The organism is Olsenella uli, from assembly GCF_016900775.1.
Classification (GTDB): domain Bacteria; phylum Actinomycetota; class Coriobacteriia; order Coriobacteriales; family Atopobiaceae; genus Thermophilibacter; species Thermophilibacter uli_A.
In genome coordinates, this window is record NZ_JACJKN010000002.1 from 18,819 (window position 1) to 37,792 (window position 18,974).

The 18,974-nt window shown below is 66.1% G+C and carries 20 protein-coding genes; 7 read left to right on the plus strand and 13 right to left on the minus strand.

What is annotated here, in order from left to right; genetic code table 11:
• Nucleotides 1–84 precede the first annotated feature (84 nt).
• The 3 genes from H6A23_RS01655 to H6A23_RS01665 all read right to left on the minus strand — a co-directional run bounded on the left by H6A23_RS01655 (nucleotide 85) and on the right by H6A23_RS01665 (nucleotide 1,680).
• Nucleotides 85–381 carry a DUF2442 domain-containing protein gene (locus H6A23_RS01655; RefSeq protein WP_204830466.1) on the minus strand — a complete coding sequence of 99 codons (297 nt, stop codon included), beginning with the start codon at nucleotides 379–381 and terminating at the stop codon, nucleotides 85–87.
• 9 nt (nucleotides 382–390) lie between these two features.
• Nucleotides 391–651, minus strand: a complete 261-nt coding sequence (locus H6A23_RS01660; RefSeq protein ID WP_204830467.1) for a DUF4160 domain-containing protein — start codon at nucleotides 649–651, stop codon at nucleotides 391–393.
• 96 nt (nucleotides 652–747) lie between these two features.
• The gene (locus tag H6A23_RS01665) at nucleotides 748–1,680 is read right to left on the minus strand and encodes a DUF1848 domain-containing protein (protein ID WP_204830468.1); all 933 of its coding nucleotides are present in this window, start codon (nucleotides 1,678–1,680) and stop codon (nucleotides 748–750) included.
• Nucleotides 1,681–1,787: 107 nt separating this feature from the next.
• Here H6A23_RS01665 and H6A23_RS01670 point away from each other — a divergent pair, with 107 nt between their 5' ends.
• Both H6A23_RS01670 and H6A23_RS01675 read left to right on the plus strand, forming a co-directional pair.
• The gene (locus tag H6A23_RS01670) at nucleotides 1,788–2,732 is read left to right on the plus strand and encodes a transposase (protein WP_204830469.1); all 945 of its coding nucleotides are present in this window, start codon (nucleotides 1,788–1,790) and stop codon (nucleotides 2,730–2,732) included.
• Between the two features lie 200 nt (nucleotides 2,733–2,932).
• Entirely contained in the window at nucleotides 2,933–3,811 is an 879-nt protein-coding gene (locus H6A23_RS01675; RefSeq protein ID WP_204830470.1) for a DMT family transporter, read from the plus strand.
• 136 nt (nucleotides 3,812–3,947) lie between these two features.
• Here the strand turns inward: H6A23_RS01675 and H6A23_RS01680 are convergent, their stop codons facing one another.
• From H6A23_RS01680 to H6A23_RS01690, 3 genes are all read right to left on the minus strand, one after another.
• Nucleotides 3,948–4,601, minus strand: coding sequence for a GNAT family N-acetyltransferase (locus tag H6A23_RS01680; protein WP_286165744.1), 654 nt, complete (start codon nucleotides 4,599–4,601; stop codon nucleotides 3,948–3,950).
• 337 nt (nucleotides 4,602–4,938) lie between these two features.
• Nucleotides 4,939–5,817, minus strand: a complete 879-nt coding sequence (locus tag H6A23_RS01685) for an aldo/keto reductase (protein WP_204830472.1) — start codon at nucleotides 5,815–5,817, stop codon at nucleotides 4,939–4,941.
• A gap of 47 nt (nucleotides 5,818–5,864) precedes the next feature.
• Nucleotides 5,865–6,722, minus strand: coding sequence for an aldo/keto reductase (locus tag H6A23_RS01690; protein ID WP_204830473.1), 858 nt, complete (start codon nucleotides 6,720–6,722; stop codon nucleotides 5,865–5,867).
• A gap of 118 nt (nucleotides 6,723–6,840) precedes the next feature.
• Between H6A23_RS01690 and H6A23_RS01695 the strand changes: the two genes are divergently transcribed.
• The gene (locus H6A23_RS01695) at nucleotides 6,841–7,680 is read left to right on the plus strand and encodes a LysR family transcriptional regulator (protein WP_204830474.1); all 840 of its coding nucleotides are present in this window, start codon (nucleotides 6,841–6,843) and stop codon (nucleotides 7,678–7,680) included.
• Between the two features lie 49 nt (nucleotides 7,681–7,729).
• Here the strand turns inward: H6A23_RS01695 and H6A23_RS01700 are convergent, their stop codons facing one another.
• On the minus strand, nucleotides 7,730–7,987 hold the full coding sequence (locus H6A23_RS01700) for a hypothetical protein (RefSeq protein ID WP_204830475.1): 258 nt from the start codon (nucleotides 7,985–7,987) through the stop codon (nucleotides 7,730–7,732).
• Nucleotides 7,988–8,058: 71 nt separating this feature from the next.
• A complete protein-coding gene (locus tag H6A23_RS01705) occupies nucleotides 8,059–8,430 on the minus strand; it encodes a VOC family protein (RefSeq protein WP_204830476.1) in 372 nt (123 codons plus the stop codon).
• Between the two features lie 652 nt (nucleotides 8,431–9,082).
• Here H6A23_RS01705 and H6A23_RS01710 point away from each other — a divergent pair.
• The gene (locus tag H6A23_RS01710) at nucleotides 9,083–9,841 is read left to right on the plus strand and encodes a MerR family transcriptional regulator (protein WP_204830477.1); all 759 of its coding nucleotides are present in this window, start codon (nucleotides 9,083–9,085) and stop codon (nucleotides 9,839–9,841) included.
• Between the two features lie 3 nt (nucleotides 9,842–9,844).
• Here the strand turns inward: H6A23_RS01710 and H6A23_RS01715 are convergent, their stop codons facing one another.
• Nucleotides 9,845–10,438, minus strand: coding sequence for a tRNA (cytidine(34)-2'-O)-methyltransferase (locus tag H6A23_RS01715; RefSeq protein ID WP_204830478.1), 594 nt, complete (start codon nucleotides 10,436–10,438; stop codon nucleotides 9,845–9,847).
• 295 nt (nucleotides 10,439–10,733) lie between these two features.
• Here H6A23_RS01715 and H6A23_RS01720 point away from each other — a divergent pair, with 295 nt between their 5' ends.
• Both H6A23_RS01720 and H6A23_RS01725 read left to right on the plus strand, forming a co-directional pair.
• Entirely contained in the window at nucleotides 10,734–11,153 is a 420-nt protein-coding gene (locus tag H6A23_RS01720) for a peptide deformylase (RefSeq protein WP_204830479.1), read from the plus strand.
• Between the two features lies 1 nt (nucleotide 11,154).
• Nucleotides 11,155–13,662, plus strand: a complete 2,508-nt coding sequence (locus tag H6A23_RS01725) for an excinuclease ABC subunit UvrA (protein ID WP_204830480.1) — start codon at nucleotides 11,155–11,157, stop codon at nucleotides 13,660–13,662.
• A 46-nt stretch (nucleotides 13,663–13,708) separates the two neighbouring features.
• Here H6A23_RS01725 and nth read toward each other — a convergent pair whose 3' ends face one another.
• Entirely contained in the window at nucleotides 13,709–14,371 is a 663-nt protein-coding gene (nth, locus tag H6A23_RS01730; RefSeq protein ID WP_204830481.1) for an endonuclease III, read from the minus strand.
• A gap of 161 nt (nucleotides 14,372–14,532) precedes the next feature.
• Here nth and H6A23_RS01735 point away from each other — a divergent pair, with 161 nt between their 5' ends.
• Nucleotides 14,533–16,047: an aminotransferase class I/II-fold pyridoxal phosphate-dependent enzyme gene (locus H6A23_RS01735; RefSeq protein WP_286165745.1), complete on the plus strand. Its 1,515-nt coding sequence runs from the start codon at nucleotides 14,533–14,535 to the stop codon at nucleotides 16,045–16,047.
• Here H6A23_RS01735 and H6A23_RS01740 read toward each other — a convergent pair.
• The 3 genes from H6A23_RS01740 to H6A23_RS01750 form a co-directional block, all read right to left on the minus strand.
• Nucleotides 16,044–16,379, minus strand: a complete 336-nt coding sequence (locus tag H6A23_RS01740) for a YolD-like family protein (RefSeq protein ID WP_204830482.1) — start codon at nucleotides 16,377–16,379, stop codon at nucleotides 16,044–16,046. The genes H6A23_RS01735 and H6A23_RS01740 overlap by 4 nt on opposite strands.
• Entirely contained in the window at nucleotides 16,372–17,715 is a 1,344-nt protein-coding gene (locus tag H6A23_RS01745; protein WP_204830483.1) for a DinB/UmuC family translesion DNA polymerase, read from the minus strand. Before H6A23_RS01745 ends, H6A23_RS01740 begins: the two co-directional genes overlap by 8 nt.
• Nucleotides 17,716–17,867: 152 nt before the next feature.
• Nucleotides 17,868–18,914, minus strand: coding sequence for a ribonucleotide-diphosphate reductase subunit beta (locus H6A23_RS01750; RefSeq protein WP_353652991.1), 1,047 nt, complete (start codon nucleotides 18,912–18,914; stop codon nucleotides 17,868–17,870).
• Between the last annotated feature and the right edge of the window lie 60 nt (nucleotides 18,915–18,974).

The following is an 18,974-nucleotide window of genomic DNA, read 5'->3' on the forward strand; positions in this document are numbered from 1 at the left end:
AGAGCTGGTGCGTTGGCCATGGCGTCCTCTGGTCTGCCGCTCCGGCGCCGAGTTTCCGCTGCCGCCTCTGCAGGCGTGCCGCGATTATGCGACCGACCCTAGGGGGTCGTCGACTTCGACACCCTTGCGATAGACGGTTATTGGATCGAGGTCGATGCACGAGGACTCGTCACGGGTGCCCGATAGGTCCCATGCGACGGTGTCGTTCAGCACGGTGAGCAGACCGGCGAAGGTCTCTCGGTCGCTGATTTGAGCGAAGACGCCGCCGCGATTGATGAGGGGCTTGACGTCGAACAAGCGGACTGTCCCGTCTGTGAAGTATGCATACACGGTGTAGTTCTCGCCGGCTACCGCCTGGACAACAGAGGGGATGTACTCCATGGGCGTCTCCTACATCAAGGGGGAGATTAGGTTGAGGGGCTTGTCCTCTGCGGCGAGTTGCCAGTTCTGCATCAGCTCATCTTGGTGGAGCTCTGCCCATGCGAGGACAAATTTGAGCTGTCTGCCAGGCAAGGAGCCGCTCATGACACAGCCGCGTCGGATATCGATAAGCGCCTTGTGACCGGCGTACTCGGCATGAAAGTGTGGGGGGTTGTGGTCGTCGTAGTACATTGTGATTCTGATGCCGAGAAAGAGTGAGATGGTTGGCATGTTCCCTCCCCGACTTACGGTAAGCGTTTTGGGCAATTGTACTTCGAGGTCTGGGCAAATGCGTTCGACGGGTGTCGGGTCCGTACGCCCCTCACGTCACAGCAGCGTGGGCTGCAGGCGGCGGAGCGGCCTTTGCGTGCCCTGGGTCACCGTGTCCTCGGGGCGCAGGTGGCCCAGGAGCAGAGGCGACTCAGGGTCGTGCTGTGTGCGGTAGTTTCGGAGTGCGCGCTCGGGGTCCTTGTTGGCGTAGCAGTAGCGGCAGCCGTTTGGGCAGGAGTCGTACGCGCCGATGTCGCGGCTCTCGATGCAGCCGCAGCCGGCGCGCTGGCCCTTGTGCTTGCGCGGCGCGAAGGTGATGCCGTTGGCGGCGCCCAGGATGTCGAGCGTGGTGCAGCCGCTCGGGTGGATGCCGTATGCGCTCCAGTCTCCGTTGGAGCCGCAGGTCTGGAGCCAGATGCCGTGCTCGGCGGCGATGGCGCCCATGCCGCGGGCGAGCCGGTCCATGTCCTCGGGGCCGATGGGGGCGAGCTCGGGCATGTTGAACCGCAGCTTCTTGTAGAGCTCCACGAACGAGAAGATGCAGCGGTCCACGTGGCCGGCAAGGCGGCCGCACAGGTGGTCGAACGTCTCCAGGTGGCGCTCCACGGTGTAGGCGGGCGTGAGGAGCACCGGGTCATAGCGCCAGGCGATGCGTCGCGCGCCCACGATTTTCTCGAGGTCGTAGAGGGTCTCCACGGAGTCTTCGATGCTGGGGACGCGCGGCTCTATGTCCCGCCCGTAGGCGGTGATGGTGTAGTGGAAGTACGTGTTGAAGCGCTCCGTGATCTCGTGCAGGCGCGGCAGGATGGGCGCGTAGTTCTTGGAGCAGAAGACCACGACGTCGACCACGTCCGGCGTAAGCTCGTAGCGCGTCACCTTGGCGGGGAAGAGCGGGTTTCTCGCCAGCGCGAACCCCTCGTCAAAGCGCCTGAGCAGCCAGGGCGTGTACCACTGCACGGTGTCTGTGCGCGCGCCGGTGTTGATGATCATGGTGTCTCCCTTATAAGAACAAATGTACTGATTCTGTAGCCGGCGCATAACCGAGGGATTTCCGTCCGGCTCCGGGGGTAAGGTCGCGGCGTCGAGAGGAGACTGCCGTGGCGTGCGCGAGCAGGAGGGAGATGCTGGAGGAGCGCGAGGAGAGGGGCAACTGGGACGACTTCTGCCGGGCGTTCCCGGACGAGGAGGCCTGCGCCAGGTACCTGCTGGCGCTCGGGTGGCCGGCGGGGTTCCCCCGCCCGGGGTGCGGGTGCCGGACCTGCTCGCCGGTGAGCGGCCGCCCCGGGGCGTTCCAGTGCACGAGGTGCCGCGGGCAGCTCTCGGCGGCCGCGGGGGCCGCGATGCACGGGGGCGGGCCGCCCCTCAGGGACTGGTTCCGCGCGATGTGGATGGCCACGCGCGACCGCAGGGGCGTCTCCGCGTCCGCGCTCGCCCGCGAGCCCTGCGTCAACTGGCGCAGCGCGAGCTGCGTCCTGCGGAGGCTTCGGGCGGCGACGGGCGTCTCCCGGGCCTGCCTGCAGCTCGTCGGCGAGATCGAGGTCGGCGACGCCTACGTCGGCGCCCCGGCCCGCGGCCGGGACGGGCGCGGGACGACCCGCGCCAGAGCCATCGTCGGCGTCGGCGACGGGTGCCGCTGCGCGAGGGTCGTGGACTCGGCCGCGAAGGCGGCCTACGCCGCCTTCGGCCGGGCCCACATCCCGAGGTCGGCGACCGTGCGGAGCGATGCGCTCCCCGCCATAGGGGGCGGGCTCGCGGCGTGGCCCGGCCTCGACGCCCGAAGGCTCGACGCCTCGGACGACCGGGCCTCCCCGCGGGCCGTCCGCCACGTCATCTCGAACCTCAAGGCGACGCTCGTGGGGACCTGCCGCGGCGTGGCCGCGCGGTGGCTCCGGTCGTACGCGGGCCGGTTCGCGTGGCTCTGCAGCCACTGGGGCGACGGGGGCGTGTTCCGCTCGCTCGCCTGGGACGCCACGATGGGGAGGGGGGTGCCGCCGGGCGAGATCGCGGCCGTGTCCTCCCCATTCGTCAGCGCCGCCGCCTGATTATGCTCCAGCTACAGAATCAGTACAAATGTTCTCACTATGATAGCGTACGGGGAGTGCCGGCTCAACCCGCTCGCACGCTATCCTAGATTCACGCGTAGGGCGGAGATGGGTGTGAGCGAGCCCGCCTGTTCGTGGAGAATCGAGGGGATGGGGCGTCAGCCCTCTAAAAGTGGTGGTTCCCGACGAGGGGGGGAGACATGCGGGGTCGTAGCCAACGGGCGGGCATCGCGCTCGCGTTTCTCGCCGCGGCGCTCTACGCGCTGAGCACGCCGTTCTCAAAGCTGCTGCTTGGCGGTGTTGCCCCCAACATGATGGCGGCCCTGCTGTACCTGGGTGCCGGGGCGGGCATGACGCTCCTTGCGCTTGGGCGCCGGGCGTTGGCGCGCGAGGACGTCACGGCAGGCAACCCGCTCGTGCGCGAGGACGCGCCCTATGTGCTCGCCATGATCGCGCTGGACGTGGCGGCGCCCATCCTGCTCATGGCAGGGCTCTCGCTCTCCTCCGCGGAGACCGTCTCGCTGCTCAACAACTTCGAGATCGTGGCCACGGCCGTCGTGGCGCGCCTGGCCTTCGGGGAGCGGGTCGGCGGGCGGGCGGCCCTGGGCATCGGCGTCATCACCGTGGCGTGCCTGCTGCTCTCGTGGGGCGGGTCGGGCGTGAGCCTCTCGACGGGGTCGCTGCTCGTTCTGGGTGCGTGCGGGTGCTGGGGCGTGGAGAACAACTGCACCAACCGCCTCTCGGGGCGCGACCCGGTCCAGGTGGTCGTGGCAAAGGGCTGGGGCTCGGGCGCAGGGGCGCTCGTCGTGGCGCTGCTTGCGGGGGACGCGCTGCCAGCGGCCGCTGACGCCGTCTGCGCGCTGGCACTGGGCTTCGTTGCGTATGGCCTCTCGATTGCCTGCTACGTGCGGGCGCAGCGCGAGCTCGGGGCCGCGCGCACGAGCGCCTTCTACGCCGTGAACCCGTTCATTGGGAGCGCGCTGGGACTCGCGCTGTTCCAGACGCCACTCGCACCGACCTTTGTGGTTGCGTTGGTGCTCATGGCAGTGGGCACGTGGTTTGTCACACCGCGCGCGTGACGGCGATCGCCCTGCAACAACCTCGATTTTCTAATCATCAAAAACGAGCAATCTACCTGCTGATTTCTGCGTTTTCGCAGCTAGATGCGCGCTTAGGAAATGCCATCAGTTGCGCCTTCACGCTGCCGTCCCCAAATTACAGGCGCATGGAGAGCAGCGGGTAGGGGCGGCCTTCCTCGTCGAGGTCGGTGCGGCGGTACGTGGAGAAGCCCATGTGCTCGTAGAAGCCTACGGCCTGCGGGTTCTGCTCGTTGACGGTGAGCTCGGTGACGCCGAGGCGCTCGATGCCGTACGTGAGGAGCGTGCGGCCGAGTCCCCGCCCGCGCGCGTCCGGGTCGAGGAAGAGCATCTCGAGGCGGCCGTCCTCAACGCCCATGAAGCCCACGGGCACGCCGTCCTTCTCGGCCACGAAGAGTGCCCCCACGCCCGCGAGCGCCTGCGGGACAAACGGCTTGATTGCCGCGACCTCGGCGTCGGAGAGAAACGCGTGCGTGGCGCGCACGGAGCGCTCCCAGACGGCGACGAGCCGTTCGACGAGCTCTGGCGTGCGGTCGGTGACGGGGCGAATCTCCACGCTGCTGGCATCCATTCGGGTCCTCTCTCTCCTTAGCCAGCTGCGTAGATGATACCCGAAGGATGCGTTCACTCTTATGCGTCTTATGCGAGGTGATAATGGGGGGTGTTGCCGGGAGAGGCGAGGAGCAATGAGCCATCGCAATCCCCTCAGGCCAACGGCGGGCAAGATGTCTTCGATGCTGGTCGGCCGAGGTAGGGTCGTCAACGACTTCATCGAGGGGTTTGAGAATGGGGGGTTCCAAGATGCGCATTGCGGGCCGTCGAGGAGGCGGCCCTTGACAGGACGGCGTCCTCGACGGCGGGATATGCATATCTCATCCAATTGGTTGGGTACTATATCTGGCGCTCTGCTTGGCTGAGGTGTCGCGAGTTCGATGGGGGCACTGCAATCACCGATAAGGATGCAGCTCGGGGCCTTGACGAGGCGATGGAGGAATTCAAGGAGACCGTGCTCGAGATGGTGATTGCCGGGCTGCCGGGACGGCAATCGAGTTTGCCCTTGCCGTGAGAGGAAAGGGAACGGGCTATTTCTCTTCTTTTCCGGTTCATGGCTAGTACAGCGTTGCGCCACCGAGCTGCTGTTGGCGCACGAGGTCGCCGAGCAGCCACTTCACCGTTTCCAGGTCAAAGTGATCGAAGATGGGTGGGAGGCTCGGGTCCTCCACACTGGCAAACGCGGTGAGATCCTCAGCGTCGAGCGTGAAGTCAAAGACGTCGTGGTTCTCCTCCATGCGCTCGCGGCGCACGGTCTTGGGGATGACGATGACGTCGGACTGGATGAGCGCGCGCAGGATGACCTGGCCCACGGTTCGCCCGTGCTTCTCGGCAATGGCAAGAAGGACCGGGTTCTCAAAGATGCCGTTGCTTGCCTCTGCGAAGGGTGCCCACGCCTCGTGAGCCACGCCGAGCTCGACCATGTTCTCGTGTGCCGCGCGCTGCTGGCGGAAGGGGTGCGTCTCGATCTGGTTGACCGCGGGCGGCACCTCCGCCAGGCAGCAGAGGTCCACGAGGCGTTCCGGGTAGCAGTTGGAGACGCCGATCGCGCGCAGCTTGCCGGCCTTGTAGGCGTCCTCCATCGCGCGCCAGGCGCCCGTGTAGTCGCCCATCATCTGATGGAGCAGCATGAGGTCGATGTGGTCGGTCCTCAGGCGGCGTAGGGACTCGTCGATCGAGGCCGCGGCGCGCTCATAGTTCATGTTGGAGACCCAGACCTTGGATGTGATGAATATCTCGTCGCGGGGCACGCTGGACTTAGCGATGGCGCCGCCGATGCCCTCCTCGTTGTCGTAGGCCTGTGCGGTGTCGATGAGGCGGTAGCCTACGGCCAGCGCCTCGGCCACGCAGCGCTCGGTGTCCTCCGGTGGCATCTGGTACACCCCAAAGCCGAGCATGGGCATGCGAACGCCGTTGTTCAGAATCTGGTATTCCATCTCTCCTCCTCTGTGCGCAACAAAAGGGACAGGCACTTCTGCGCGGTCTACGCCTGCTTGCGGTAGTCGTTGTGCGCGAGGACGAAGCCTGGCGCGTCTTCGGGCACCACGTAGTAGGGTCGCTGCGGCAGGGCATTCACGCGTGCCATCTCGTTCGGCGCGAGCTCGAAGTCAAAGACATCGAGGTTCTCGCGCAGGTGCTCAACGCTGCGCGTGGTCGGGAAGACCACGTTGCCCTCTTGCAGGTGCCAGCGCAGCACGATCTGGGCCGGCGTCTTACGGTACTTCTCGCCTAGCTTCGCAAAGAGCGGCTCGCCGAGAAGGCCCTTGTCACCGTGGCCCAGCGGGTACCAGCCCTCAAAGACCGCGCCCTCGAGTCCGCGCGCGGCGAGTGCGGCCTTGTACTCGTGCTGGTTCCAGTAGGGGTTGATTTCAACTTGGAGCACGGATGGCTTGATCGTGGCAACTTCGAGAATCTGGTCGACCTTGTGGAGCGGGAAGTTGGAGAGTCCGATCGCACGAACCTTGCCGGCACGCACTGCCTCCTCCATCGCTCGCCAGCCGGAGACGTAGTCGCCGTAGGGTTGGTGGAAGAGCATGAGGTCGACGTAGTCCATGTCCAGGCGCTCGAGCGAGGCGTCGATATCCGAGCTGCACTGCTCGTAGGAGTAGCTCTGCGGGAAGAGCTTGGTGGTCACGAAGAGGTCCTCGCGGCGGACGCCGGACTCGCGGATGGCGCGGCCGACGGCGACCTCGTTGAAGTAGGCGTTGGCGGTGTCGATGTGAGTGTAGCCGGTGGCGATGGCCTCGGGCAGACAGCGCTCGACCTCCCCTGAGGTCATGGTGTAGACGCCGTAGCCGAGCTGCGGGATGGGCCGGCCGTTGGCAAGCGTGAGACTCTGCATGTCTTTCTCCTTTGGTTGATTGCATACATGCATATGATTTGACGAGAAGAACCTGTTGTAAAATACCAAGATAGAAATTATCTATGCATGAAACGCATGAGTGAGAAGGGCAGTGCCCATGGAGTTCGAGCAGTTGCGTCAGCTTGACGCCATCGTGCGGGAGGGGACGATGTCGGCGGCGGCACGGGCGTTGCACATCTCGCAGCCCGCGCTCAGCCGCTCCGTCCAGCGGTTGGAGACAGACCTCGGCACATCGCTCTTCTCGCGTGCGGGTAGGGGCGTGACGCTCAACGATGCGGGTCGTGCGGCGGTGGATTGGGCCCGGCAGATCCTGCGCGACGAGCGGCTCATGCGCGACGCGATAGATGCCGCCGCCCGTCGTGCCCGCGCCCTTCGCGTGGGTACGGTGGCTCCGGCGCCGCTATGGCGTCTTACGAGCCTCATGGTCGAGGCGTTCCCTCGTGAGACGCTCACCTCGGAGACCGTGGAGGAGTCGGAGGTTATCCGCGGCGTGCTTGACGGAACCTTTGACCTAGGCATTGTTTGCGAGCGACCGACGAGCTCGCTTTTGCGCTCCCACGAGCTCATGCGCGAGAGCCTTTCGGTCACGCTTCCACCAAACCACCCTCTTGCCTCGCGTGCATCCGTGCCGCTGGCGGAGCTTGACGGCAGTACTTTCCTCATCCTCACGGGCATCGGATTCTGGAGGGGGCTTGTCGAGCGGGCGCTTCCGCACGCGACCTTCATCGAGCAGGATGATCGCATGGTGTTTGCTCAGCTCGCGCGCACCACGCCGCACTGTACTTTCGTGACGGATGCTCCGTACATGGAAAACGACCCCGTTCCCGGGCGTGCGTCCGTGCCGCTCGAGGACGCCGAGGCTCGGGTGACGTTCTATCTTGTGGCACGCTCTGGCGCGACGGGCCTTGCCTCTCGGCTCTTCGACTGGGTTGCGTAAGCTGGGGGCTGTTTCCGATTTACCGATGGGGCCAGTCTGGGGATGCCCCCTAGCTTGTCATGAAGTAGAGGGCGATGTTGCTCAGAAGGGAGAGCACGGGGGCGAGGAAGCACAGGAGCGTGCCCGTGATCGAGCAGAGCATGCCGATGGCCGTGGTGAGGCTCTTGCGGTAGTCGGCCTTCTTTGCCTTGCGCGCGAGCACGATGCCGGCGATGCCGACGAAGCCGCCGATGACCTGCAGCCAGATGAACGGGGTGAATGCCGTCGCGAGCGAGAGCGCGCCGAGCACGATGGACACGATGTCCATGGGACCTCCCGAAAGAAGCGTAAACGATTCCATACATCATACGTCACGACGGCCCAGCGTGCCGCTCGGCGCTATCCCCCGTAGTCGTGGAGCACGGCCTCGATGTTGTTGCCCTCGGGGTCCAGCACGAAGCAGGCGTAGTAGCCGGGGTGGTAGTCGCGCGGCCCGGGCGCGCCGTTGTCCGTGCCGCCCTGGAGCGCCGCCTCGTAGAAGGCCTGCACGTCGGCCACGGTCTTGGCGCGCCAGGCGTAGTGGCTCGGCGACGGGGCCACGCCCTCCTTGGCGGGGGAGATCCAGACGGAGTCTCCGTCCTCGTCGTTCACGAACTGCGTGCCGCCGGGGTACTCCACGCCCCTGCGGTAGCCGAGCGTCGCCATGACGCGATCGTAGTAGGGGACCATGACCTCGGGATCGGACACGCGGATGATCAGGTGGTCGAGCATCGGGGCTCCCTTCTCGTTGTCTTGTGACGTGGCCCCATTGTGCCGGGGCAGGCCACTTGGCGCCGCATGCCATCGGCGAGCGAGATTTCCGAGGCCGGGGGTGGGAATTACCGTTGACAGCTACCTTGCGTCGTCTCGTAGCGTTGGCCAAGGACAGCCGTAACGTGGCTCAACTCTTCGAGAATCGAGGCCGCACATGATGCGTACCAAGCCGCTGCTGCTGACGGCGCTTCTCGCCCTCGTCCCTGGCGTCGCGCTTCCCGCGGGCGTGGCCCGGGCGGAGTCCTACCCCGGGGACTCGCTGGACAACCCCTATCTTCTCGATGCGAGCCAGACGGTGGAGAGCCCCTTCCCGGACAAGATCTCCGACGAGGACATCGCCGCGATGAGCGCGCAGGGGGGATGCCGGGCGGCCTTCCCGGCAGGCCGTTCCAGATACGGGGGACCTCTCTCGCTCGTCCGAGGCTGCGGGAGTCGCGTTTTTTCGTGGGCGCGCTTGTACTCTATGGGACGTGGTGCGCACGCCGGTCAAGCTCGAGAGCAAATTGTGACTGAATTTATGTCAAAAGCATCATTTTTGGAAAAGCGTGGTCTGAGGAATAACAAACTGGGTAGCCGTTACGTATAGAGACGAAACGTGCGAGGGGCAGAGATGTCAGAGTATTGGACCGTTGGAGAGTTCGCGCGACGCGCGGGGGTGACGGTACGAACCGTGCAGTTCTACGACCAGCAGAAGCTGCTCGCCCCCTCGGCCAAGGGGCCGCAGAACCGTCGCCTGTACTCGGAGGAGGACGAGCGCGAGCTGCAGAGGATCCTCGTCCTCAAGTTCTTGGGAAACTCGCTTTCCGACATCAGGAAGGTGCTTGCGCATAAGCTTGACGGCGGTGAGCTCTCCGAGCTGATTGACCGGCAGGTGGAGCTGCTCGGACGAGACCTTGTGCGGCTCATGCACCGCATGTCTGCCCTGCGCGCCCTCAGGGCGCAGGTCGGGGACGGCGAGAGTCCCGACTGGGCGGGCATCGCCGGGCTCATCGACGAGTCGGGGTCCAATCCGTCCACACTCAGGCATTCGATGCATGAGGAGCGGTCGCGCAGGCCCGGCGAGGAGCCGGGGGAGGCGGCACAGTGGCGAGACGTCATCGTGACCGCGCTCGGCCTCATGGCGGCCGGCGTGTCGCCGGACGACCCCTGGGCGCACGAGATCGCGCTGCGCTACTCGCGCCTCTGCGACCGGTTGGGGCGGCATCGTCCGAGCGAGTTCATCCCGTTTGACGACTCGGCCGCGTCCCCGGACCGCGAGTCGCTCGACGAGCTGCGCCGTTCCGTCGACGAGTATCTTGCCTCTGCCGGAGCGGAGCTCGTGGGCGTGCCAGCGGAGCGCGCGGGCACGCCGCGGGCCCTGACCGCGTGATTCCTACATGCCGGGAAAGCCGTTCTGCCTGAGTGCCTCGTAGAGCACGATGGCAGCGGCGTTCGAGAGGTTGAGTGCGCTGATGCGGTGGTCCTCCGGGTCTATGAAGTTGCCGCATACGTCCTGGGCGAGGAGCGCGGCGTGGTCGCGCGCCTCGCCCGTCTCGTCCGCCGCACGCCAGCTGTCCGCGTTCTCGAGCGCGGCGGCGTCAGGCAGCATGGGGATGCGCTCGCAGCCGTTTGCGTGCGCCGCAAGCAGGCCCTCCGGCAGCCCTACGCTCTCGCAGCCAAAGACGAGGAAGTCTCCGTCGCGATAGCGCGCCTCGGCGTAGGTGCGACGAGCCTTCTTGGTGAGAAGGTGGAGGCGGGCATCGTGCTCGACGAGTCGGTTCTGGTCAACAAAAGCATCCCAGTCGCGGTATGCGGTGACATCCAGGCTCTGCCAGTAGCCGAGGCCCGCGCGGCGCAGCGACTTCTCATCCAGCGAGAAGCCGAGCGGACCCACGAGGTGCAGGCGTGAGCCGGTGACCACGCAGGTGCGTCCGATGTTGCCGGTATTTGCCGGGATCTCCGGCGCCACGAGCACGACGTTGAACATGAGAGGCGGCTCCCTTGTGATGGCTGGTCTGCGCAATCAGCCCCTAAGTGTGAAGCAGGCGCCCGCTTTTGCGCAATCGGCTCCTTGGTGCGTAGCTCTTTCGAGGGTGCCCGCGATACTCAACTGGCCTTTCTGGTGCTGATACCTCATGGAAGGCCCCGTTATCGGGAAAACTGCTTCGCACCAAGGCCCTGATTGCGCAAGAGGAGGCAAAAGTTTCGCACCAAGGCCCTGATTGCACATCTGAGGCCCGGTATACTGAACGTGCATGATTCCAAGGATTGAAAGGACTTCCATGATCAAGGAGCTGGTGAAGGACGAGGCCATCCTCTCCACGCCGTGCGAGCCCGCAACCGCAGAGGACGCCGCCGTGGCGCAGGACCTCGTCGACACCCTCGCATCCATCGAGGACGCGGTCTGCCTTGCTGCCAACCAGATCGGCGTCACCAAGGCAATCATTGCCTACCAGGACGACGACGGCGCCGCGCACGTCATGTACAACCCCAAGGTCCTCATGGGGCTCGGGGGCGCCAAGGTCGAGGAGGCCTGCCTCTCCCACGAGGAGCCCGTGCGCGTGACGCGCTTCGCCAAGATCAAGGTCTCTTTCGACGAGCTCGTGGACGGCCAGCTCAAGTCTCGCCGCCGCGACTACATGGGCTGGACCGCACAGATGATCCAGCACATGGTCGACCACTGCAAGGGCAAGCTGGTCTAGCATGCCCACGCGCCGCGGCGCCGCGGCGCCCGACCACATCGAGGTCCGCGGCGCCCGCGTGCACAACCTCAAGGACGTCGACGTTGACATCCCGCTGAACGAGCTCGTGGGCGTGGCCGGGGTCTCCGGCTCCGGCAAGAGCTCGCTCGCACTTGGCGTGCTCTACGCCGAGGGCAGCCGCCGCTACCTCGAGTCGCTCTCCACCTACACGCGCCGCCGCATGACGCAGGCGGGCCACGCCGCCGTGGACGACGTACGCTACGTCCCGGCGGCGCTGGCGCTCCACCAGCGGCCCGCGGTTCCGGGCGTGCGCAGCACGTTTGGCACTATGTCCGAGCTGCTCAACAGCCTGCGCCTCCTCTTCTCGCGCGTGGCGAGCCACCGCTGCCCGCACTGCGGTGCCTACGCCCCGCCCTCGACGGCCGTCGCCACGGACCAGCCCATCAGCTGCCCCGCCTGCGGCGAGAGGTTCTTTGGCCCCGGCGCCGAGGACCTGGCGTTCAACAGCGGCGGCGCCTGCCCCGCCTGCGAGGGCACGGGCGTGGTGCGCACGGTGAACGAGGCCTCGCTCGTGCCCGACGAGTCCCTTTCCATCGACGAGGGCGCGGTGGCCCCGTGGGGCAGCCTCATGTGGGACCTCATGAAGCAGGTCTGCGGCGCCATGGGCGTGCGCACCAACGTTCCGTTCTGCGAGCTCACGCCCGAGGAGCGCGACATCGTCTTCCACGGTCCCGCCGTCAAGAAGCACATCCTCTACAAGTCCAAGAAGGGCGACGACTTCGCCGAGCTCGACTTCACCTACTACAACGCGGTCTACACCGTTGAGAACGCGCTCGCCAAGGTCAAGGACGAGAAGGGCCTCAAGCGCGTGAGCCGGTTCCTTACGGAGGGGCCGTGCCCGGACTGCGGCGGCACGCGCCTCTCAGACGCGGCCCGGGCCCCGCGCGTGGCGGGGATTGGCCTTGCAGACGCCACGGCGATGATGCTTGGCGAGCTCGTGGCGTGGGTTGCCGCGGTGCCCGCGACGTTGCCGAGCGACGTGCGGCCCATGGCGGAGAGCATCTGCGAGTCCTTCCGGCATACGGCGCAGCGCCTCTTGGATCTGGGCCTTGGCTATCTCTCGCTCGACCGCGCGGCGGCCACGCTCTCCACCGGCGAGCGTCAGCGCGTGCAGCTGGCCCGTGCCGTGCGCAACCGCACGACGGGCGTGCTCTACGTGCTCGACGAGCCGTCCATCGGCCTGCACCCCGCCAACGTGGACGGGCTTCTCGGCGTCATGCGCGACCTTCTGGCGGACGGAAACTCCGTCGTGATGGTTGACCACGACGCGCGCATCCTCGCCGAGGCGGACCACCTCATCGAGATGGGGCCCGGCGCCGATGGCGGCCACGTGATCTGCCAGGGGAGCGTTGCCGAGGTGGCGGCGGATCCGTCCTCGCGCGTCGGCGGCTTTCTCACGGGCGAGAAGGACGTGCTCTCGCGCCCGCGCGCGGACGCAGAGGAGATGTTCGACCTCGGCACCATCTCGATGGAGACCGAGGCGCTGCATACCGTGCGCCCGCTTCACGTGGAGGTGCCGCGCGGGCGGCTCGTGGTGGTGACGGGCGTCTCGGGCTCGGGCAAGACCACGCTCGTGCTGGAGACGCTGGTACCGGCGCTTGCCGCCGCGGCGGCGGGGGAGCGGCTGCCCGCGCACGTGCGCTGGGTGGACGCCGAGGGCGTGCGGCGCGCGAACCTTATCGACGCCACACCGATCGGCATCAACGTGCGCTCCACCGTGGCCACCTATGCCGGTGTCCACGATGAGCTGCGGCGCGCCTACGCCCGCACCGACGAGGCGCGCGCCGTCGGCTACAAGGCCGGCGACTTCTCGTACAACACCGGACGGCTCCGCTGCCCCACCTGCGACGGTACGGGCGAGGTCTCGCTCGACGTGCAGTTTCTGCCGGACGTGGACATCCCGTGCCCGGACTGCCGCGGATCGCGCTATGCCCCGGCGGCGGACGAGGTGCATCGCCCGCGCAAGGGCGAGCCGGCGGGCACGGGCCTCACGCTGCCGCAGCTGATGGCGCTCTCCGTGGACGAGGCGCTCGACGCCTGTTCTGACCTGCGACGTGTTGCCTCGCGGCTACAGGTGCTGCACGACCTGGGTCTGGGGTACCTCACGCTCGGCGAGGCCACGCCCGCGCTCTCCGGCGGCGAGGCGCAGCGCCTCAAGCTCGCGAGCGAGATGGGTCGCGCGCAGGACGACGCCGTCTTCGTCTTCGACGAGCCCACGATTGGCCTTCATCCGCTCGACGTGCAGACGCTGCTCGCGGTGTTCCAGCGGCTCGTGGAGGCGGGCGCGACCGTGATCGTGATTGAGCACGACCTCGACGTGATTCGCAATGCGGACTACGTGATTGACATGGGCCCCGGCGGCGGCGAGGAGGGCGGCCGCATCGTCTGCGCCGGCACGCCCGAGGAGGTCGCCGCCTGCCCCGACAGCGTCACCGGCCGCTACCTGTGAGACGGGGGGAGAGAAGGGGGACGGGTTCGCCCCCTTGTCCCACGGCTCAGCAGCGGTGGGCGCTCGGGCAGATGTCCTCGAGGACGCAGCCGTCGCAGTGCGGGCCGCGCGCCACGCAGGTGTCGCGTCCGTGGCGGATCCACTGGTGGTTCACCGGGCCCCAGAGCTCGCGTGGCAGCAGGCGTAGCAGGTCCTGCTCGGTCTTGAGCGGCTCCTTCTCGTGCGTCTTGGGCGAGAGCGCGAGGCGATGCGCGATGCGGTTGACGTGCGTGTCCACCGCGATCCCCTCCACGATGCCAAACCCCACGTTCATCACGATGTTGGCCGTCTTGCGCCCCACGCCGGGCAGGCGCGTGAGCTCCTCCATCGTGTGCGGCACCTCGCCGCCGAACTCGGAGACGATCATCTGTGCGCACTCCACGCAATGGCGCGCCTTGGACTTGTAGAAGCCGAGGCTGTGGATGTACTCCGCAATCTCCTCGGGCGTGGCGGCGGCCATGGCCTCCGGCGTGGGAAAGCGCTCAAAGAGCGCGGGCGTCACCTTGTTGACCTGCGCGTCTGTGGTCTGCGCGGAAAGCAGGACGGCGATGGTCAGACGAAACGGGTTCGCATGGTCGAGAAAGCACTCGACGGGGCCGTACTTCTCGTCAAGGCGTCGGCATACCTCTATGGCACGCTCAACTTTGGCCTGCTTGGTCTCTCGCGGCATTGCCGCCTCCTCGTCTCTCGGTGACGCCCTCCATGATAGCCGGGCGCGCCAGGGCACAGGATCGTCTTGTGAGTTCAATTATGAACTGCTATACTCGCCTGAAATTGAACTACGTGACGAGTAGTTCAATTCTATGAGCGAATTGAACCTCAAGGAGCGTCATGGCGCAGAACTCCTTTGCCGAGCGGCTCGCCCAGGCAATGGCCGAGAAGAACCTCAAGCAGGCAGACCTCGTTCATGCCGCGGGGCAGCGCGGTGAGAAGTTGGGCAAAAGCCAGGTCAGCCAATACGTGAGCGGGAAGGTGGTGCCGCGTGCCAACGTGATGCGCCTGCTCGCCGACCTGCTCTCCGTTGATGATAGCTGGCTTGCTACGGGGGAGGGCGCGCGAGCTGCCGCGCGGCCTGAGACCGCGAGCGAGCCCGTTTCCCGTACCCCGTACCAGCAAAGGAGCACTCCCATGCGAGAGTTCAAGAAGTCCTCAAAGCTCGAGAACGTCCTCTATGACGTCCGCGGACCCGTCGCCGACGAGGCGGCCCGGATGGAGGACGAGGGCCTGCGCATCCTGAAGCTCAACATCGGCAACCCGGCGCCCTTCGGCTTCCGCACGCCCGACGAGGTCGTCCACGACATGCGCCAGCAGCTGCCCGAGTGCGAGGGCTACTCGGACTCGCGCGGCCTTTTCTCGGCTCGCAAGGCAATCATGCAGTACGCCCAGCTCAAGCACCTGCCCAACGTGAGCATGGACGGCATCTACACGGGCAACGGCGTCTCCGAGCTCATCCAGCTCTGCATGAACGCCCTTTTGGACACCGGTGACGAGATTCTCATCCCGAGCCCCGACTACCCGCTCTGGACGGCGTGCGCCACGCTCGCCGGCGGCACGCCGGTGCACTACCTCTGCGACGAGCAGGCAGAGTGGAACCCCGACCTGGCCGACATGGAGTCCAAGATCACGAGCAACACTAAGGCCATTGTCATCATCAACCCCAACAACCCCACGGGCGCCGTCTACCCGCGCGAGGTGCTCGAGCAGATCGTGGAGATCGCCCGTCGCCACCAGCTCATGATCTTCTCGGACGAGATCTACGACCGCCTGTGCATGGACGGCCACGAGCACGTCTCCATTGCCTCGCTCGCGCCCGACCTGCCGTGCGTCACGTTCTCCGGCCTCTCCAAGTCCCACATGATCGCGGGATACCGCATCGGCTGGATGGTCCTCTCCGGCAACAGGCGCTGCATGCGCGACTTCGTCTATGGCATTAACATGCTCTCCAACATGCGCCTGTGCTCCAACGTGCCCGCCCAGTCCGTCGTGCAGACGGCGCTCGGCGGCTACCAGAGCGTGGAGCGCTACGTGGAGCCGGGCGGGCGCGTCTACGAGCAGCGCAACTACGTCTATGAGGCGCTCAACGCCATCGATGGCATCACGGCCGTGAAGCCCAAGGCGGCGTTCTACATCTTCCCCAAGATCGACGTCAAGAAGTTCAACATCACCGACGACGAGCAGTTCGCGCTCGACCTGCTGCACGAGAAGCGCATCCTCATCACGCGCGGGGGAGGCTTCAACTGGCCGGAGCCGGACCACTTCCGCATCGTCTACCTGCCGCGCATGGAGGTCCTGCGCGAGGCCATGACCGACCTGGCGGACTTCTTCGCCCACTACCGCCAGGGCTAGGGGATTGGCCTCACGCCCCAGATGTCGTCGAAGCGGATGCGCCGCCGCACGATTGTGAGCTCGCGCGCCACGGGGTCCATGCCGGTCACGATTCCCTCGGTCGTGACGTAGGCGTCGCGCTCGTAGTGCGTCACGCGGACGAGCTGCCCCTTGCGCACGGCGCTAAGCTCGGCCGAGATGCGTCCGGCCTCTTCCTCCGTGAGCTCGTGGCGCGGCTCGGAGACGCGCTCCTGCGCCCGCACGAGGTCGTAGTAGCCCGTAAGGGCGGCGAAGGGCATGAACTGCGCGGCCCGGTCCGCGTGGCGCCCCTTGGCCGCCCCCTGCCTACTCATGGTGTCCTCCCACCTGCCGGTTGCGCTCGCGTCCCGTTGCGGCGGGACGGTAGCTGATGCCCCTCACGAGCGCGTTCTTGCCAAAGCGCCGCTTCACCGCGATCGTTGCCTCGGCAAGGCGGTGCTCGGCGGCCTCGGCCTCGGGATCCGAGAAGAGCGTGAGCTCGGAGAACTCCTCCGGCACGAGTCCGCCCACGGAGAGGTTGAGGCGCCGCGCGCACCGGTTGGGGTCCACGATCTCCGAGAAGAGCGTGAGAAAGGCTGCCGTGAGGGCCTCGCGCGAGTTGGTGGCTGCGCCGATGCCGCGCGAGGCGCTCGCCCCCTCGCCATGCCGCCCGATGAGGCGCGTCCCGTGCTCGCCCGTGAACGTTTCCGGCGACATGCCCCCGGGAGGCCCCTCAAGCTCCTCCAGCGGGCCACGCTCGCGCGCGTATCCCACGAAGAGCGAGATGTGGTTGCCGGCCAACCCCTTCTCCACAAGGTCGAGTGCGAGCGCGTCCACCATCTCGCGCAGGATGACCTGCGTCTCCTCGAACTCGTAGTCGCGCGAGAGAACCTGTCCTGAGCATACCGAGTGAGCCCGCGGGCGGTACGCGTGAATCTCGGCCATCGTGCAGGGCTCGATGCCCCAGGCATGGTCGATGAGCAGCTCCGCGTTGATGCCAAACTCGTCATAGAGCGCCTTTTGGGGGAGAAGGGCCACGCCGCCCATGTCATGCGCCCCCATCGCGGCGAGCCGCCGCGCGATGCCGGGGCCGATGCCCCAGATGTCCGTGATGGGCCGGTGCGGCCAGATGAGGCACTTGTAGCGCTCCTCGTCCAGCTCCCCAATGTTGTCAGGCGCGTGCTTGGCCGTGACGTCAAGGGCGACCTTGGCAAGAAAGAGGTTGGTCCCAATGCCTGCCGTGGCGCAGATGCCCGTCTCGCGGCGCACGAGCTCGATGAGCTCCGCGGCGAGCGTGCGCGGGGTCGTCTCGTAGAGCGCCAGGTACGGCCCCACGTCTATGAAGACCTCGTCCACCGAGTAGACGTGGATGTCCTCGGGCGAGAAGTACCTGAGGTAGAGGCCATAGATGCCGGCCGAGACCTCCATGTAGCGCCGCATGCGCGGTTTGGCCTTCTCGTAGGAGATGCCGTCCGGAATCTCGAAGACGCGGCAGCGGTTGCGGACCCCCGCCGCCTTCATGGCCGGGGATACGGCAAGGCAGATGGTCTTCTCGCCACGCTCGGGATCGGCCACCACGAGCCGATACTCGAACGGGTCCTCCCCGCGGTCCACGCACTCGACGGAGGCGTAGAAGCACTTGAGGTCAATGCAGAGATAGGCGTTCCCCATGGCTGCTCCCAAACAGACGTTCTTCTCGTGAGACCATGATGCAACGCGCCCCGGACACAAATCATCCTGCCCGGGGCGCTCACCATTTCTGCAACACTTGTTCGGTTTAGCGGCCTGACAAAGGTGACAGGCCTCCTTTGTCACAACCGGGCCTACAGGTCGTCGACGAGGGCGGTGGACTTGGCGTAGGCGGTGCTCTTGGCCTCGAAGAAGTCGGTCTTGACCATGTTGGCGTTGCTGTACTGGGAGACCCATGCCATGTCGGCCGGCTCGCGGTCGCATCCCTCGAAGAGCGTGCCGAAGCCGAGCGAGTGCCAGCGGAGGTTGCCGAGGTAGCGGATGTAGTCCTCGACCATCTGCCCCGTGAGGCCGTCGATGTCATCGCCAATCACGTAGCGCCCCCAGGCGATCTCCTGGCGCACGCCCTCCTCGAGCATGCCGCGCAGCACGTCGACGCGCTCGGGCGTGAAGAGCTGGGGCTCCTCGCGCTGGAGCTCCACGATCATGTTGCGGAAGAGCCACAGGTGCGTGTTCTCGTCACGGTTGATGTAGCGGATCTCCTGGGCGCTCCCGGGCATCTTGCCGTTGCGCGCGAGGTTGTAGAAGAACATGAACCCCGAGTAGAAGTACACGCCCTCGAGGATGACGTTGGCCATCATGACCTTGAGCAGGGTGAAGGCGTCCTGATGCTCAAGAAACTCGTTATACTGCTCGCCGATGAAGGTGTTTCTCGCCAGCAGGCACTCGTCGGTCCGCCACTGGTAGAGAATCTTGTCGCGCTTTTCGGGCGAGCAGATCGTGTCGAGCATGTAGGAGTAGCTCTGTGAGTGGACGCACTCCTGGAAGGCCTGGATGTGCAGGCACAGGTTGACCTCGTTGGCTGTGACGTACTCGCCCACGTTGGGCAGGTTTGCGGACTGCAGCGAGTCGAGGAACACGAGAAACGAGAGAATCTTGTCATAGGCCGTGCGCTCCGTCTCCGAGAGCAGGGGGTAGTCCTTCACGTCCTGGGAGAGGTTGATCTCCTCGGGGATCCAGAAGTTGTTCATGGCCTGGCGGTACCAGTCGGACACCCACGGATAGCGCAGGTTGTTGAAGTCGTTGAGGTTGGTGGTGTTGCCGCCGATCATCCGGCGCAGCCTCACGTCCGTGTCCCCGCCCGGGTTGAACAGCGGCGTTCTTGTAAGCTTTTCGTTCACGATGGCCTCCTGCGTCTAGAAACGGTTGTAGAGATTCGACCTGAGAAGAACGGTGGCCGT

What these genes read in the sequence shown, in the direction of transcription:
- H6A23_RS01685 (WP_204830472.1), bottom strand. Translation starts at nt 5,817, where the DNA reads ATGGAATACCAGATTCTGAACAACGGCGTTCGCATGCCCATGCTCGGC.
- H6A23_RS01655 (WP_204830466.1), bottom strand. Translation starts at nt 381, where the DNA reads ATGGAGTACATCCCCTCTGTTGTCCAGGCGGTAGCCGGCGAGAACTAC.
- H6A23_RS01725 (WP_204830480.1), top strand. Translation starts at nt 11,155, where the DNA reads ATGCCCACGCGCCGCGGCGCCGCGGCGCCCGACCACATCGAGGTCCGC.
- H6A23_RS01660 (WP_204830467.1), bottom strand. Translation starts at nt 651, where the DNA reads ATGCCAACCATCTCACTCTTTCTCGGCATCAGAATCACAATGTACTAC.
- H6A23_RS01700 (WP_204830475.1), bottom strand. Translation starts at nt 7,987, where the DNA reads ATGGACATCGTGTCCATCGTGCTCGGCGCGCTCTCGCTCGCGACGGCA.
- H6A23_RS01715 (WP_204830478.1), bottom strand. Translation starts at nt 10,438, where the DNA reads ATGTTCAACGTCGTGCTCGTGGCGCCGGAGATCCCGGCAAATACCGGC.
- H6A23_RS01665 (WP_204830468.1), bottom strand. Translation starts at nt 1,680, where the DNA reads ATGATCATCAACACCGGCGCGCGCACAGACACCGTGCAGTGGTACACG.
- H6A23_RS01710 (WP_204830477.1), top strand. Translation starts at nt 9,083, where the DNA reads ATGTCAGAGTATTGGACCGTTGGAGAGTTCGCGCGACGCGCGGGGGTG.
- H6A23_RS01690 (WP_204830473.1), bottom strand. Translation starts at nt 6,722, where the DNA reads ATGCAGAGTCTCACGCTTGCCAACGGCCGGCCCATCCCGCAGCTCGGC.
- H6A23_RS01740 (WP_204830482.1), bottom strand. Translation starts at nt 16,379, where the DNA reads ATGAGTAGGCAGGGGGCGGCCAAGGGGCGCCACGCGGACCGGGCCGCG.
- H6A23_RS01695 (WP_204830474.1), top strand. Translation starts at nt 6,841, where the DNA reads ATGGAGTTCGAGCAGTTGCGTCAGCTTGACGCCATCGTGCGGGAGGGG.
- H6A23_RS01705 (WP_204830476.1), bottom strand. Translation starts at nt 8,430, where the DNA reads ATGCTCGACCACCTGATCATCCGCGTGTCCGATCCCGAGGTCATGGTC.
- H6A23_RS01735 (WP_286165745.1), top strand. Translation starts at nt 14,533, where the DNA reads ATGGCGCAGAACTCCTTTGCCGAGCGGCTCGCCCAGGCAATGGCCGAG.
- nth (WP_204830481.1), bottom strand. Translation starts at nt 14,371, where the DNA reads ATGCCGCGAGAGACCAAGCAGGCCAAAGTTGAGCGTGCCATAGAGGTA.
- H6A23_RS01745 (WP_204830483.1), bottom strand. Translation starts at nt 17,715, where the DNA reads ATGGGGAACGCCTATCTCTGCATTGACCTCAAGTGCTTCTACGCCTCC.
- H6A23_RS01720 (WP_204830479.1), top strand. Translation starts at nt 10,734, where the DNA reads ATGATCAAGGAGCTGGTGAAGGACGAGGCCATCCTCTCCACGCCGTGC.
- H6A23_RS01680 (WP_286165744.1), bottom strand. Translation starts at nt 4,601, where the DNA reads ATGAAGTCGTTGACGACCCTACCTCGGCCGACCAGCATCGAAGACATC.
- H6A23_RS01675 (WP_204830470.1), top strand. Translation starts at nt 2,933, where the DNA reads ATGCGGGGTCGTAGCCAACGGGCGGGCATCGCGCTCGCGTTTCTCGCC.